The organism is Nonomuraea sp. NPDC049400 (assembly GCF_044466425.1).
In the GTDB taxonomy this organism is placed as follows: domain Bacteria; phylum Actinomycetota; class Actinomycetes; order Streptosporangiales; family Streptosporangiaceae; genus Nonomuraea.
Genome location: NZ_JBITMP010000039.1, coordinates 62,032 through 76,558, shown reverse-complemented (window position 1 = coordinate 76,558; position 14,527 = coordinate 62,032). Strand labels below are relative to the sequence as shown.

The 14,527-nt window shown below is 69.0% G+C and carries 16 protein-coding genes, 1 tRNA gene and 1 riboswitch; of the genes, 11 read left to right on the top strand and 6 right to left on the bottom strand.

Translation table 11 applies throughout. The annotated features are described in order from the left end of the window. Position 1: 1 nt before the first annotated feature. Both ACIBVN_RS42615 and ACIBVN_RS42610 read right to left on the bottom strand, forming a co-directional pair. Positions 2 to 757 (bottom strand): hypothetical protein, encoded by a 756-nt coding sequence (locus tag ACIBVN_RS42615; RefSeq protein ID WP_397145993.1) that lies wholly within the window; start codon positions 755 to 757, stop codon positions 2 to 4. Between the two features lie 43 nt (positions 758 to 800). Beyond that, on the bottom strand, positions 801 to 1,505 hold the full coding sequence (locus tag ACIBVN_RS42610) for a FadR/GntR family transcriptional regulator (protein WP_397146026.1): 705 nt from the start codon (positions 1,503 to 1,505) through the stop codon (positions 801 to 803). A 123-nt stretch (positions 1,506 to 1,628) separates the two neighbouring features. Between ACIBVN_RS42610 and ACIBVN_RS42605 the strand changes: the two genes are divergently transcribed. From ACIBVN_RS42605 to ACIBVN_RS42570, 8 genes are all read left to right on the top strand, one after another. Then, positions 1,629 to 2,999 (top strand): glutamine synthetase family protein, encoded by a 1,371-nt coding sequence (locus tag ACIBVN_RS42605; protein WP_397145992.1) that lies wholly within the window; start codon positions 1,629 to 1,631, stop codon positions 2,997 to 2,999. 9 nt (positions 3,000 to 3,008) lie between these two features. Then, a complete protein-coding gene (locus ACIBVN_RS42600) occupies positions 3,009 to 4,352 on the top strand; it encodes an aldehyde dehydrogenase family protein (RefSeq protein WP_397145991.1) in 1,344 nt (447 codons plus the stop codon). A gap of 96 nt (positions 4,353 to 4,448) precedes the next feature. Next, positions 4,449 to 5,213 carry a 3-oxoacyl-ACP reductase gene (locus tag ACIBVN_RS42595; protein ID WP_397145990.1) on the top strand — a complete coding sequence of 255 codons (765 nt, stop codon included), beginning with the start codon at positions 4,449 to 4,451 and terminating at the stop codon, positions 5,211 to 5,213. A 15-nt stretch (positions 5,214 to 5,228) separates the two neighbouring features. Further along, positions 5,229 to 5,921 (top strand): gamma-glutamyl-gamma-aminobutyrate hydrolase family protein, encoded by a 693-nt coding sequence (locus ACIBVN_RS42590; RefSeq protein WP_397145989.1) that lies wholly within the window; start codon positions 5,229 to 5,231, stop codon positions 5,919 to 5,921. Positions 5,922 to 6,032: 111 nt separating this feature from the next. After that, a riboswitch (glycine riboswitch) is annotated at positions 6,033 to 6,130 on the top strand. A gap of 131 nt (positions 6,131 to 6,261) precedes the next feature. Then, positions 6,262 to 7,347, top strand: a complete 1,086-nt coding sequence (gene gcvT, locus ACIBVN_RS42585) for a glycine cleavage system aminomethyltransferase GcvT (protein WP_397145988.1) — start codon at positions 6,262 to 6,264, stop codon at positions 7,345 to 7,347. Further along, a complete protein-coding gene (gene gcvH / locus ACIBVN_RS42580; RefSeq protein WP_397145987.1) occupies positions 7,344 to 7,733 on the top strand; it encodes a glycine cleavage system protein GcvH in 390 nt (129 codons plus the stop codon). Before gcvT ends, gcvH begins: the two co-directional genes overlap by 4 nt. A 56-nt stretch (positions 7,734 to 7,789) precedes the next feature. Continuing rightward, complete coding sequence (locus ACIBVN_RS42575; RefSeq protein WP_397145986.1) at positions 7,790 to 9,166, top strand: L-serine ammonia-lyase; 1,377 nt, start codon at positions 7,790 to 7,792, stop codon at positions 9,164 to 9,166. 90 nt (positions 9,167 to 9,256) lie between these two features. Next, positions 9,257 to 10,255: an HNH endonuclease gene (locus ACIBVN_RS42570; RefSeq protein WP_397145985.1), complete on the top strand. Its 999-nt coding sequence runs from the start codon at positions 9,257 to 9,259 to the stop codon at positions 10,253 to 10,255. 1 nt (position 10,256) lies between these two features. Here ACIBVN_RS42570 and ACIBVN_RS42565 read toward each other — a convergent pair. Together ACIBVN_RS42565 and bcp are read right to left on the bottom strand one after the other, a co-directional pair. After that, positions 10,257 to 10,339, bottom strand: a tRNA-Leu gene (locus tag ACIBVN_RS42565). A 118-nt stretch (positions 10,340 to 10,457) separates the two neighbouring features. Beyond that, a complete protein-coding gene (bcp, locus tag ACIBVN_RS42560; RefSeq protein WP_397145984.1) occupies positions 10,458 to 10,931 on the bottom strand; it encodes a thioredoxin-dependent thiol peroxidase in 474 nt (157 codons plus the stop codon). Positions 10,932 to 11,084: 153 nt separating this feature from the next. On the opposite strand from bcp, the gene ACIBVN_RS42555 reads away from it, so the two are divergent. After that, complete coding sequence (locus ACIBVN_RS42555; RefSeq protein WP_397145983.1) at positions 11,085 to 11,414, top strand: DUF3618 domain-containing protein; 330 nt, start codon at positions 11,085 to 11,087, stop codon at positions 11,412 to 11,414. Between the two features lie 18 nt (positions 11,415 to 11,432). Here ACIBVN_RS42555 and ACIBVN_RS42550 read toward each other — a convergent pair whose 3' ends face one another. Then, positions 11,433 to 12,626: an amino acid deaminase/aldolase gene (locus tag ACIBVN_RS42550; RefSeq protein ID WP_397145982.1), complete on the bottom strand. Its 1,194-nt coding sequence runs from the start codon at positions 12,624 to 12,626 to the stop codon at positions 11,433 to 11,435. A 137-nt stretch (positions 12,627 to 12,763) separates the two neighbouring features. Between ACIBVN_RS42550 and ACIBVN_RS42545 the strand changes: the two genes are divergently transcribed. Then, positions 12,764 to 13,363, top strand: coding sequence for a DUF6286 domain-containing protein (locus ACIBVN_RS42545; RefSeq protein WP_397146025.1), 600 nt, complete (start codon positions 12,764 to 12,766; stop codon positions 13,361 to 13,363). Next, complete coding sequence (locus ACIBVN_RS42540) at positions 13,364 to 13,855, top strand: hypothetical protein (RefSeq protein WP_397145981.1); 492 nt, start codon at positions 13,364 to 13,366, stop codon at positions 13,853 to 13,855. A 40-nt stretch (positions 13,856 to 13,895) separates the two neighbouring features. On the opposite strand, the gene ACIBVN_RS42535 is transcribed toward ACIBVN_RS42540, so the two are convergent. After that, on the bottom strand, positions 13,896 to 14,390 hold the full coding sequence (locus ACIBVN_RS42535; protein WP_397145980.1) for a hypothetical protein: 495 nt from the start codon (positions 14,388 to 14,390) through the stop codon (positions 13,896 to 13,898). Positions 14,391 to 14,527 lie beyond the last annotated feature (137 nt).

Here is a 14,527-nt window from a genome sequence, read left to right as displayed (position 1 = left end):
CTCAAGTATGCCGACGGCCGCGCCGAGTGGAAGGCAGATCGTGACGCCCGGAGAGGAACTCCTGGAAGGCGATCTTGACCTTGATCACGGGTCGCCGCCAGCGCTCCTCGCGGCGTATGGCCTTGGCCATCTTGCGCGGTGACCGCTTGGCGAAGAACCAGTGGGCCCACGGGGAGCCGGGGCGCGCCAGCCGTACCGCGCCCACCAGCAGCATGGGCGGGACGAACAGGCCCGCCATCCCCGTCCAGATCTTGCCCTTGAGCAGGGTGATGACGGCCAGCACGAGGTTGGCCACGATCAGCGCGGCAGGGTTGACCGGCGTGCCGTAGTCCCAGGTCAAAGGGCGCAGGCCGATGAGGAGCAGGCCGGTGACGGCGACGGCGATGAAGACCGCGTCCACCGAGGTGCGCCCCTCCTCCTCCCAGTACACGTCGTGCAGATGCAGGATCAGCGCGAACTCGTCCAGCACGAGCGCGGACCCGATGCCGAAGATGCAGGCCGCGGCGGCGTAGCCGGCCTGCGAGGCGGAGGAGACGATGAGCCCGGAGACGCCGCCCACCAGCATCAGTACGACGCCGAACACGACGTGGTGGATGTGCATCTCGCCCACGTTCACGTTGCGGAACCAGCCGACCTTCGCCCTGATCAGGCGGACGTTGATGCGGGTGGCGATGAACGCCACGATGAGCGTGACGAAGTAACAGAACAGCGGCAGCCGTCCTGTGGTGACAATGCTCTGCTCAAACCAGTTGCCCATGACTCTAAAAGAGATGGTACGAGCCGTCCGCCCCTTCCATGCCTCAGGACAGGAATGCCCGCAAAAGGGCTGCCGTGCCCTCCAGGTGCTCGCTCACCGCCCGGCGGGCCGCGTCGGGGTCGCCGGAGAGGATGGCGTCCACGATGGCCTGGTGCTGCACGGCGGCGTGGTCCAGGTTGACCTGGAGCATCGGGATGGCGTTCAGCAGGTCGCTGACCCGGGAGCGGGCGTCGGCGCACGCCGTGGCGAGCAGGGTCGAGCCGGTCAGCTCGGCGATGGACAGGTGGAAGGCCGTGTCGAGGCGGCGGTAGTCCTCGATCGGGGCCTCGTTCAGATCCGACAGCCGGCGGCGGAGCACGTCCCCCTTCTCCTGCGTGAGGTCGGACGCGGCCAGCACCTGCGCCGCCCCGCACTCCACCGCCAGGCGGAACGTGAGCGCGTCCGACACGTCGTCCGTGCCCATCTCGGCCACGACCTGCTGCAGATCGCCCGGGTCCGGCTTGGGCGGCACGTACGTGACGAACGCCCCGCCGTAGCGCCCCCGGCGCACGTCGAGATAGCCGGCGTCCGACAGCGCGCGGATGGCCTCGCGCAAGGTGACCCTGCTGATGCCGAGCTGAACGGCCAGCTCACGCTCAGGCGGCAGCTTGTCGCCGGGCGGGACCACGCCCAGCTTGATCGCCTGGAGCAGCCGTTCCACGGTCTCCTCGAAGGCGTTGCCGGCCCGCACCGGCCGTAACACCGTCATCAAACGCGCCGACTCGTCCAACGTGTCCTCAGGTCTTGACAAGAGATCCCGCATACACATCAATGGTCTAACACTAGCCCAATCAGCGGAAGAGCGCCTCAGCCCAGATCGGAGCGGGACAGCGTGAACGAGGGGTCGAGCACCGGGTTCCTTTCCGTCAGCGAGCTGCGCGACGAGGTGGCCGCCGGGCGCATCGACACCGTCCTCCTCGCGATCGCCGACATGCAGGGCAGGCTGCAGGGCAAGAGACTGTCCGCCCGCTATTTTCTCGAAGAGGTGCTGCACCACGGCTCTGAGGGGTGCAACTACCTGCTGGCCGTGGACGTGGACATGAACACCGTCTCCGGATACTCGATGTCGTCCTGGGAGCGGGGCTACGGCGACTTCGTGATGAAGCCGGACCTCGCGACGTTGCGCAGGGTGCCGTGGCACGAGGGTACCGCGATGCTGATGGCGGATCTGGCCTGGGAGAGCGGCGGCGACGTGACCGCCTCGCCCCGGCAGATCCTGCGCAGGCAGCTCGCCCGCCTCGCCGAGCGCGGGCTGGCCGCGTACGTGGGCACCGAGCTGGAGTTCTGCGTTTACGAGGACAGCTACGAGGACGCGTGGAGACGCGGCTACCGGGACATGTCGCCGGCCAATCTCTACAACGTGGACTACTCGCTGCTCGGCACCGCCCGCATCGAGCCGCTGCTCAGGCGGATCAGGCGGAGCATGGAAGGCGCCGGCCTGTACGTCGAGTCCGCCAAGGGCGAGTGCAACCTGGGCCAGCACGAGATCGCCTTCCGCTACGACGAGGCGCTCAGGACCTGCGACCACCACGTCATCTACAAGAACGGCGCCAAGGAGATCGCCGCCCAGGAGGGCAAGTCGATCACCTTCATGGCCAAGCCCAACCAGCGCGAGGGCAATTCCTGCCACGTCCACATCTCGCTGCGCAGCAGCGAAGGCGATCCGGTGATGGCGGGCGAGGGGCCGCACGGGCTCTCCCCGCTCGGCGCCCGCTTCATCGCCGGGCAGCTCGCCTGCCTGCGCGAGCTCACCCTCCTGTACGCCCCCAACATCAACTCCTACAAGCGCTACGTCCCCGGCAGCTTCGCGCCCACGGCCGTCAAATGGGGCGTGGACAACCGCACCTGCTCGCTGCGGCTCGTCGGCCACGGACTGTCGCTGCGCGTGGAGAACCGGGTGCCGGGCGGCGACGTCAACCCGTACCTCGCGGTGTCCGCGCTGATCGCGGCGGGGCTGCATGGCATCGACAACGAGCTGCCGCTGGAGAGCGCGTACGAGGGCAACGCCTACGACTCCGGCGCCGAGACCGTCCCCCACACGCTGCGTGACGCGCTGGCGCTGTTCGAGGGGTCGAAGCTGGCGCGCGAGACGTTCGGCGAGGACGTGGTCGAGCACTACGCGAACAACGCGCGGGTGGAGCTGGCCGCGTTCGACGCGGCGGTGACGGATTGGGAGCTGTTCCGTGGTTTCGAGCGGATGTGAATGGGTCGCATGAAGATCGTTAATCCGGCGACGGAGGACGTCGTCGCCGACGTCGAGCTGGCCGACGCCGCCGAGGTCGACCGTGCTGTGGAGCGTGCCAGGAAGGCGTACGGGAGCTGGCGCGAGGTGTCGCCCGGCGACCGGGCGCGGCTGCTGCGCAGGTTCGCGGACCTGGTGGACGAGCACGGCGAGGAGCTGGCGCGGCTGGAGCTGGCCAACGCCGGGCACCCCATCGGCAACGCCCGCTGGGCCGCCGGCAACGTGCGCGACGTGCTGCACTTCTACGCCGGCGCCCCGGAGCGCGACCACGGCAGGCAGATCCCCGTGCCCGGCGGCGTGGACATCACGTTCCAGGAGCCGCTGGGCGTCGTCGGTGTCATTGTGCCGTGGAACTTCCCTATGATGATCATGGCGTGGGGCATGGCCCCGGCGCTCGCGGCCGGCAACACGGTGATCGTCAAGCCGGCCGAGTGGACCCCGCTGACCGCGCTGAGGCTGGCTGAGCTGGCCCTCGCCGCGGGCCTCCCCGAGGGGGTGCTCCAGGTTCTGCCTGGGGCAGGGGAGGTCGCGGGGGCCCGACTGGTGGAACATCCCGGCGTGGCGAAGATCGTGTTCACCGGCTCCACCGAGGTGGGCAAGGAGATAGCCGCCAAGGCGGCGCGGCACGTCAAGCGGGTCACGCTGGAGCTGGGCGGCAAATCCGCAAATATCGTCTTCGCAGACGCTGATCTCGAGAAGGCGGCGAAAACCGCCCCCTATGCCGTTTTCGACAACTCCGGCCAGGACTGCTGTGCCCGGTCCCGGCTGCTCGTCCAGGCCGAGGTGTACGACGAGTTCATGGAGCGCCTCGCGACGGCCGTACAGGGCGTCAAGGTCGGCGACCCGCTCGACGAGAGCACCGAGATGGGCCCGCTGATCAGCGCCGAGCACCTCGACCGCGTGCGCGGCTTCGTCCAGGGCACCCCCTACCTGCAGGGATCCTGCCCCGACGGCAAGGGCTACTGGTTCCCGCCGACCGTGCTGACGCCCGACGTGACGGACCGGGCGTTCACCGAGGAGATCTTCGGGCCGGTCGTGTCCGTGGTGCGCTTCCAGGACGAGGCCGAGGCCGTACGGATCGCGAACGACACCCCCTACGGCCTGAGCGGCTCCATCTGGACCCGCGACGTCGGGCGGGCGCTGCGCGTGGCCAGGGCGGTGGAGGCGGGCAACCTGTCGGTCAACTCGCACTCGTCGGTCCGCTACTGGACCCCGTTCGGCGGCTTCAAGCAGTCCGGACTCGGCAGGGAACTCGGCCCTGACGCCCTGGCGGCGTTCACCGAGACCAAGAACGTCTTCATCTCCTGGGAGTGAATCCGACGCAGTGAGCGGAGTGAAGGGCTGAGGAACGAAGCACTTCGCGAAGCGAATGAGGAGGGTGAACGACCAAATGAGCAGGGAGTGAATCAAGTGCAGCGTTTGCAGGATCGGGTCGCCGTCATCACGGGCGCGGGCAGCGGCATCGGGCTGGCCACCGCGCGCAGGTTCGCCGAGGAGGGCGCCAAGGTCGTCTGCGTGGACGTCGACGAGGAGGCGGGCGTCAAGGCGGCGAACGAGGTCGGCGGCCTGTTCGTCAAGGCCGACGTGACCAGCGAGGACGACGTCGTCAGGATGTTCAGGACGGCCCACGACACCTACGGCAGCGTGGACATCGCCTTCAACAACGCGGGCATCTCGCCCCCTGATGACGACTCCATCCTGGAGACCGGCATCGACGCCTGGCGCCGGGTCCAGGAGGTCAACCTGACCAGCGTCTACCTCTGCTGCAAGCACGTCATCCCGTACATGCGGCGCCAGGGCAAGGGGTCGATCATCAACACCGCGTCCTTCGTGGCCGTCATGGGCTCGGCGACCTCGCAGATCTCGTACACGGCGTCCAAGGGCGGGGTGCTCGCGATGACGCGCGAGCTGGGCGTGCAGTTCGCCAGGGAGGGCATCAGGGTGAACGCGCTGTGCCCGGGACCGGTGAACACGCCGCTGCTGCAGGAGTTGTTCGCCAAGGACCCTGAGCGGGCGCAGCGGCGGCTGGTGCACGTTCCCCTGGGGCGCTTCGCCGAGGCGTCGGAGATCGCGGCGGCGGTGGCGTTCCTGGCCAGTGACGACGCGTCGTTCATCACGGGTAGTGAGTTCCTGGTGGACGGCGGCATCTCCGGCGCCTACGTCACGCCGCTCTAGCCCTGGGGGATCATCGTGCAGCGTCCCGTCATCGGCATCACGTCGTACGTCGAGCCGGCGAACTTCACGGTCTGGGCGGACATGACCGTGGCGCTCCTGCCGTACATGTACGTGGAGCAGGTCGTACGCGCCGGCGGGCAGCCGGTCGTGCTGCCGCCCGCCGGCGAGCCCGCGCCGGTCCTGGAGCGCCTGGACGGGCTCATCCTGGCCGGTGGCGGGGACATCGACCCGGCGAGGTACGGCGAGTCGCCCGGGGAGCACACCGGCTATATCCGGAAATTTCGTGATGAGTCGGAGTTCGCCGTGATTGCGGCGGCCCTCGACGCGGGCCTGCCGTACCTGGGCATCTGCCGCGGACTCCAGGTGCTCAACGTCGCCCTTGGGGGCAGCCTCCATCAGCACCTCCCCGACGTGGTCGGGCACGCGGGCCACTCCCCCGCCCCCGGTCGCTTCGGTCCCATGCCCGTCACCGCCGTGCCCGGCACCCGCGTGGCCAAGGCGCTGGGCGCCGACCCCGTGACGGTCCCCCACTACCACCACCAGGCCATCGACCGCCTCGCGCCCGGCCTCACGGTCAGCGCCACCGCCGGCGACGGCACGATCGAGGCGGTCGAACTGGACTCGGCGCCCTTCGCCGTGGCCGTGCAGTGGCACCCGGAGGCCGCCGAGGACTGCGCGCTCTTCGAGGCCCTCATCGCCGCCTGCTGACCGCAGGCCCCATGGCGACTGTGCGGAAAGCCGCCATTCGCTTGAGCAGTCCATCAGGGCCTGAACGCGACAACACCCCCATCCCAGCACTAGGCTGACGGACATCACCGGCAAAACCGCGCGGGAGAGCACCCTGACAGCCGGTCAGGGTCCCTGAAGGAGCAAGCCCTCCCCGCAAACCTCTCAAGGCAAAGGACCGCGCGGGCGAGGTGACCTCTGGAAAGCAGGCCTTCAGGGCCTCGCCGAAGGTGAAAGTCCGGCAAAACTCGGGCGAAGCTCTCAGGCATCGATGACAGAGGGGGAGGATGCTGGCATCCGATCCTGTCCAGAGGTGCGACAAATGTCCCGACCAACACCGCTACGTGACGTTCACCAGAGCCTCGGCGCCACGCTCACCGACTTCGCGGGGTGGCTCATGCCGCTCCGGTACGGGAGCGAGTCCGCGGAGCACAACGCCGTTCGGCAGGCGGCCGGGCTGTTCGACCTGTCGCACATGGGCGAGATCTTCCTGACCGGGCCGCAGGCGGGCGAGGCCCTCGACTACGCCCTGGTCGGCCACCTGTCGGCGCTGACGCCCGGGCGGGCCAGGTACACCATGATCGTCAATGAGCGCGGCGGAGTGCTCGACGACCTCATCGTCTACCGGCTGGGGGACGAAGAGTTCATGGTCGTAGCAAACGCCTCGAACTATGAAAAAGTCGGAAATGAGCTGGTAGAGCGCACGAAGGCGTACGACGTGGTGGTCGAGGATCGCTCGGACCAGTACGCGCTGATCGCCGTACAGGGGCCTCGATCCCAGGAGATCCTCGCCACGCTCACCGACGCCGACCTCGACGGTCTCAGGTACTACGCGGGTCTGCCCGGGCTGGTGGACGGGCGGCAGGCGCTCATCGCCCGCACCGGCTACACCGGCGAGGACGGGTTCGAGCTGTTCGTCGCCAACCAGGACGCGGTGCCGCTCTGGCACGCACTCATGGCGGCGGGCGAGCCGTACGGACTCAAGCCCGCCGGCCTGTCCAGCCGCGACACGCTCCGGCTCGAGGCCGGCATGCCGTTGTACGGCAACGAACTCAGCGCCGAACTGACCCCGTTCGACGCGGGGCTGGGCAGAGTGGTGAAATTCGACAAGCCGGGCGACTTCGTCGGCAGGTCGGCGCTCGAGGCGGTCAAGGACGACACGCCGCGACGCCGTCTCGTCGGCCTGGTCGCGCGGGGACGCCGGGTGCCGCGCCACGGCTACCCGGTCACCAAGGACGGCGCCGTCGTCGGCGAGGTCACCAGCGGTGCGCCCTCCCAGACCCTGGGCAGGCCCATCGCGATGGCCTACGTCGACACCGGCGTCGAATCAGGCCTGGCCGTGGACATCCGGGGCAGCCAAGAACCTATGGACCTGGTAGAGCTGCCCTTTTACAGGAGGAACAAGTGAGCAACATCCCTGACGACCTGAGCTACACCAAGGAGCACGAGTGGGTGGCGGGCCTCGACGACGGCCTCACCGTGACCGTCGGCGTCACGGCCTTCGCCGCCGAATCCCTTGGTGACGTCGTCTTCGTGCAGCTCCCCGAGGTCGGCTCGACCGTCGAGGCGGGCGACTCCGTGGGCGAGGTGGAGTCCACCAAGTCGGTGAACGAGATCTACACCCCCGTCGGCGGTGAGATCGTCGAGGTGAACCAGGTCGTCGTGGACGACCCGAGCCTGGTCAACAGCGACCCGTACGGCGACGGCTGGATGTTCCGGGTGCGCGTCGAAGGCGAGCCCGAAGAAGTGCTCTCCGCCGAGGAGTACAAAGCGCTCACCTCGGGCGAATCCTGACCCGTTTTCCCGGGGCCCCTTGCCGGGGCCCCGGCCCTGCATGAAAGGCGCCATCAATGGCGATCAGCGTCTTCGACCTCTTCAAGATCGGCATCGGCCCGTCGAGCTCCCACACGGGAGGCCCGATGGCGGCCGCGCACAAGTTCGCCCGCGGTCTGCACGACGACGGCCTGCTCCCGCAGGTCGCGCGGGTGGAAGCCATCCTGTACGGCTCGCTCGGCCTGACCGGCAAGGGCCACGGCAGCGACAAGGCGGTCCTGCTCGGCCTCTCCGGCGAGAAGCCCGAGCTGGTGGACGTCGACTCCATCGACGGCCGGCTGGCCCAGATGCGCGAGTCGGGCACGGTCAAGCTGTACGGAACGCACGAGATCCCCTTCGTCGTGGGCGAGCACCTCGTCTTCGAACGCAAGATCTCGCTGCCTGAGCACCCGAACGGCATGCGCTTCACCGCGTACACGGCCGACGGCGAGCAACTGAGGGAGAAGGTCTACTTCTCGGTCGGCGGCGGGTTCGTCGTGGACGAGAAGGCCACCGGCGCCGACCGCATCAAGCCGGACGACACCGTCCTGCCCTACCCCTTCACCACCGGGGAGGAGCTGCTCAAGCACTGCTCCAACACCGGCCTGTCCATCTCGGCCCTCATGCTCGAGAACGAGAAGGCGTTCGGCCGCACCGAGGAGGAGATCCGCGCGGGCCTGCTGCGGCTCTGGCAGGTCATGTCGGAGTGCGTGCGCCGCGGCATCGCCAAGGAGGGCGTCCTGCCCGGCGGCCTCAAGGTCAAGCGCCGCGCCAACCAGCTCCACCGCCGCCTGCAGTCCGAGCCGGCCGAGAAGGACCCGCTGCAGGCCATGGACTGGGTGACGCTCTTCGCGCTGGCGGTCAACGAGGAGAACGCCGCAGGAGGCCGCATCGTCACCGCCCCCACCAACGGCGCCGCCGGCATCATCCCGGCCGTCCTGACCTACTACACCCGCTTCGTGCCGCACGCGGACGATGAGGGCGTGGTGCGCTTCCTGCTGACGGCGGGCGCCATCGGCGTGCTGTTCAAGGAGAACGCCTCGATCTCGGGCGCCGAGGTGGGCTGCCAGGGAGAGGTCGGCTCGGCCTGCTCGATGGCCTCAGCCGCCCTCACGGAGGTCCTGGGGGGCACGCCCGAGCAGGTGGAGAACGCGGCCGAGATCGGCATCGAGCACAACCTGGGCCTGACCTGCGACCCGATCGGCGGCCTGGTCCAGATCCCGTGCATCGAACGGAACGCGGTGGCCTCCAACAAGGCCATCACCGCGGCCAGGATCGCCCTGCGCGGCGACGGCCGCCACTTCGTGGCCCTGGACAAGGCCATCAAGACGATGCGGGACACGGGGCGGGACATGCTGGACAAGTACAAGGAGACGTCACGCGGCGGCCTCGCCGTCAACGTGATCGAGTGCTGAAGTATCGGCCGTTTCAGGAAATAGTCGATTGATGGGACCGGGGAAAATCGACTTCCTGAAAGTGTCGGTCGCCGAATCTAGGATACGCATGTGCCGAAGACCGATCCCACCCCCGAGGAGCTGGCTCGATTCGTGCGTCAGGCTCGATCGATGACCGAGGTCCTCGCGTTGTTGGGCCTGAGCAAATCCGGTGGCCAGCGGGCGAGCCTGGGCCGAAAGATAGCCGCACTCGGCATCGACACCAGCCATTTCCGTCGCACATCGCGTAGTAAATACACCCTCGAGCTCTTGTCCACGGCGGTGGCGGCGTCGGCGAGTGCCTACGAAGTCCTCGACCACCTCGAAATCCCACGTAGCGGTGGCGCGCACTCACATATCAGCCGCCGGATCAAAGCTCTTGGCATTGACATATCGCACTTCTCCCACGCGCCCGGGCGTCGGTCGAGCGCACCACCCGAGGAGTTCGAGCGCGGCGTTCTTGAAGAGGCGGCCAAGGGCGCGAGGAGCATGCGGGAAATTCTGCGACGCCTTGGCGCGACCGAGAGCGGGAGATCCCGGGAGCAGGTCCGTCGTCAACTCCAGTCTTTCGGCATCGCTGAGCCCACCAGCTTCCAGCGTCTCCGCCTAGACGAGAACGAGGTCAGGTCCGCGGCGAAAGAGTCACAATCGGTCGCGGCGATGATGCGCCGTCTCGGCCTACCCGTCAGTGAAACGAACCGGCGGCGTCTCCTTCGGTGCATCGCACGCTATGGCATCGACACAACCCACTTCGACCGCAAGATCACCAGCTCGGTAATGAGCAAACCACGCAGAGATCCCACCGCTGCTCTCGTGCTACGCCCTCCCCGGGGGAGCCGTACTCCAGGCGCAGTGCTGCGACGCGCTCTGGACGAAATCGGCGTGCCCACGCATTGCGTCAAGTGCGGGGTCGGAGAAACCTGGCAAGGGAAGCCATTGACACTGGAGGTGGACCACATCAACGGCAATCCGCTCGACAATCGGCGAGAGAATCTGAGGCTGCTGCGCCCGAACTGCCACTCTCAAACAGCGACGTTCGCCGGACGGAACAGAGGCCGGTCCAGTGCATAAGTGCGGGCGGGGGGACTCGAACCCCCACGGTGTCTCCACCAACAAGACCTAAACCTGCCGCGTATGCCATTTCGCCACGCCCGCACGGATCACTGAAGCGATCCTGACACAGTTTAGCGCTCCGCATGAGGAAGAGGAGCGTCTGTGCTGCGGCAGTCGCCTTTACTGCCCGGGCCCTCGGCAGAGGGCCCGCGGGTGGCCGTCAGCTCAGGCCGAGCTTCTTCTTCAACGCCGCCACGTGACCCGTGGCCTTCACGTTGTAGAGCGCCTGCTCGATCTTCCCGTCCGAGTCGATGACGAACGTCGAGCGGATGACCCCCACGACCTCCTTGCCGTAGAGCTTCTTCGTCCCGTACGCCCCGTACGCCTGGTGGACGGCCAGCTCTGGATCGGACAGCAACGGGAAGGTCAGGGCGTCGCGCTCGACGAACTTGACCAGCTTGGCCGGCTTGTCCTTCGACACGCCGAGGACGACGAAACCCTCGGCGGCCAGCTGGTCGAGGCTGTCGCGGAAGTCGCAGGCCTGCTTGGTGCAGCCGGGCGTCATCGCGGCGGGGTAGAAATAGAGGATCACCCGCTTGCCGCGGTAGGCGTCAAGGGAGACGGTGGTGCCGTCGGCGGCGGGTAGCGTGAACTCGGGCGCGGCGTCGCCGGGCGCGAGCTTGGTGTCGGTCAATGTGCCCTCCTGAGTTCCTTCCCGGCCAACTTACCGGCCCGGCCGCCGTGCCGTACGGCGTGGCGACCTGACAGACTGATCACGACCAGAACGGACGGAGCTCGCACGGCACGCGGAGCGGGCGCGGCCCCGCGTACGGTCGAGAGGAGAGACATGGCTGACACCGATCCCGACGAGCTGGAGCGGCGGATCGCGCGGACGCGCGCGGAGTTGGCGCAGACGGTCGACGCCATTGCCGACCGGGTGAGCCCCAAGCGGGTGGCCGAGCGCACGGTGTCCGACGTCAAGAGCCGGGCCACGAGCTTCGTGGTGTCCGTGGGCGACGCCCTGGGCGTGACGTCGCGGCCGGCCGTGTACGGCGACGACACCGACCAGGTGTGGGAGGACGAGCGGCCCGACCTGGCGCCGGTGCTGATTGGTGTCGGGGCCGTGCTGGTCGTGGGGGCGGCCATCGTCCTCTGGCGCCGCCGCAATCGCCGCTGAACCCGGGGGCCGGGACGTTCAGAGGAAGGTCCGGCCCTCGCCCCGGTACGTGGGCACCGACTCCACCAGGGTGTCGCCGTCGATGAGGTGGAGCGTGTCGAAGCGCTCGCACAGCTCGCCCGCCTTGGCGTGCCTGAACCACACCCGGTCCCCGATCCGCAGGTCCTCGGCGGCCTGGCCGAGCAGCGGGGTCTGCACCTCGCCCGCCCCCTCGTCGGGCGCGTAGCGGAGCCCGGCGGGCAGGTACGGCTGGGGCAGGCGGCTCGGCCCCGGGGCGCCCGAGGCCAGGTAGCCGCCGCCCAGCACGGTCACCGTGTTCGGGGCCGGGCGGCGGACCACCGGCAGGGCGAACAGCGCGGCCGGGTGGCCGGTGAAGCGGCGGTAGAAGTCGAACAGCCTCGGATGGAAGAAGCCCGATCCGGCCGCCACCTCGGTGATGGCCTTCTCACGCACGGTGCGCTCGACCGATCCGGTGCCGCCGCCGTTGACGAACTCGAGGTCGGCGATCTGGCGGACGGCGTTCACGATGCGGCCGCGCCTGAAAATGAGGTCCCGGGCGGAGCGGGCCTGCATGATGCGGATGGCGCGGGTGTAGGCGGCGTTCGCGGGCGGGTCGTCGCCGACTCCGGCGATCTGTGCCTCGTACGCCATGAGCCCGGCCAGCCGGAACCCGGGGCGCTTGGCGATGGCGGCGGCCAGGTCGGCGGCCTCCTCCGGCTCGCGGATGGGCGAGCGGAGAGCCCCAGCCCGAAACTTCCCGCCCAAGGCGACATATCCGGCGTCGATGTCTATACATATCCGGATCTCGGCCCGAGGGTGGACCTCCGCCACGGCCGCCTCGGTGAAGTCCAGGTGGGCGGCCGAGTCGATGGTGACGGTGATGTGCCTGGCCGCGTCGGCGTTCGCGGCGAGCTCGGCGAGCGCGTGCCGGTCGGCCGTCGGGTACGCCACCAGGATGTCGGTGAAGCCGTGGGAGGCGAGCCACAGGGCCTCGGGGAGGGTGAAGGCCATGATGCCCTGGAAGCCGTCCATGGCCAAAATGCGCTCGAGCACGGGGCGGCTGCGTACCGACTTGCTCGCCACCCGGATCGGCTTGCCCGCCGCCCGCCGTACCAGATCCGCCGCGTTGGCGCGCATGGCCGCCAGGTCGAGGATCGCGAGCGGCGGTTCGAGGACCGCTGTGGCGCGGTCGTAGCGCTGGCGATCGTCCATATGAGCAGGGTAACCGCATATCCGACAAATGAATATGAGTGCCGTTCACATTAGGACCTGTCCCCGTAATGATCGGGCAAACGGGCGGCGAGGGCGCGGTTCCGGCCACGCGGCACCCATGTACGTCTGTCGTTGTGATGACCACGCTTCAGCAGACAGCGCCCGGCGCCGCCGTCACGACCCGGCAGACCGGGCTGCGCAGGGCGAGAAGGGCGCTCAGGCCGGCGCGTACCCTCCCTGGAGCCTTCGTCGCGCTCGCGCTGGCCGCCGGGTTGGGGGCGACGGCGGCCGAGGTGGTGTCGGAGCTGATCGGCCACCCGCTCGGCTGGGTCCCCGTGAACGAGCTCGTCGGCCTCGCGGGCAAGACCAGCTGGCCGCAGCTGTCCACCGCCGCCCTGGTCACGGTAGGGGTGGGCACGCTGATGCTGCTGCTGGCGATCGTGCCGGGCCGTTCCGGGCTGGTGCCGGTGGAGACGTCCGACCCGCTGATCGTCATCGGCATCACCCGCTCGGGCCTGCGCCGCACGCTGCGCGCGGCCGCCCAGCAGGTGGCGGGGGTGAACAAGGCCCAGGTACGGCTGCGCCGCCGCACCATCGAGGTGACGATCGTGACGCAGGCGGAGAGCTCGGGCTCCATGCTCAGGCAGATCGGCACGGCGGTGGGTGACCGGCTGGCGGGCGTGGGCACGCTCGGCACGGGCGAGGTCGTGGTCCGGCTACGCAGGAAGGGGCGGTAGATGCGGCAGTACGCGGGCAACCGCATTGGCCTGGCCGTCGTGGGCGGGACGCTGCTCGGCCTGGGCGCCTACGCCTGGCTCCGCGGCCACGACCGCTTCTTCGACCTGCCGGCCACAGCCAAGGTCCTGCCCGCCCAGGTCCGCAGGACGCTCGACGAGCCGTGGACCCTGTGGTCGCTGGCCCTGGGCCTGGTGCTGCTGTCCCTGCTCTCGCTCCGCTGGCTGCTGCTCAGCCTCGGCTGGGGTCGCCGCCGCGTGCCGAACGGCACGGGCACGGCCATGCTGTTCGTCGGGCTGAAGAACGTGGAGGGGCTGGGCAGGGCGCACGTACGGGTCGGCGAGGACGGCCTGCGCATCGGCCTGACCTGCCCGGCGGCCGCGGATGTGGGCGCGGTGGTGAGCAAGCTGGACCAGGAGATCGTCGGCAGGATCCGTCGGGAGATCCGCAACGACGACGCGGGCACCGTCGTCCGCCTGCACGTCCGCCGCTAGCTCGGCCTAGCCGGTGCCGCATGTCCGCCGCCAGCTCGGCCTAGCCGGTGCTGGTCGGCAGGGGGTCGGGCGCCAGGCTGAAGGACGGCAGGGGCTTGGGGACCACGTCACTGCACCAGACGCCGTCCGACCTCTGGGCGCAGTCCGCGCCGGGCGCGGGCACCAGGTGACGGTGGTGCATCCGGCCCAGGTTCCAGTGCATGCCCCCGCGCACCTCGTCCCGATGCGTGAAGTTGCTGATCGCGGCCACGGCACCGCCGCCGAGCAGGCCGCCGAGCACGAGGCCGATCAGTCCGGCGCCGAGGATCTGAGCCTGCTTCTGCCGGAAGAAGTCACGGTAGGACCCTGGAGACGAGACCGACACAGAGGGCATGGTGGGCGGGATTCCGGGACCCGGCGGGGGCTCGCCGTACCTCAGCCTGCTCCGTCCCTCCGCACGGGGCTGGTGCAGCTCTTCGGTCTCCTCCGCGGGGGCAGGGTCGCGCGGTGCTTCCTCTTCACCGCGCGACCCGGCTTCGCGATCATGATCCGCCATCACGATCTCCCTTTACTCGCCCGCTAGAGGGGCGCTCCCAGGAACCAGGATGCCCAAATCCCCGTAAGACCGGCGTAAGACCCAGGCTGGCCCCGCGTCATGTAAGACCTGGGTCGTAGGCGCACTTCCACCTCCAG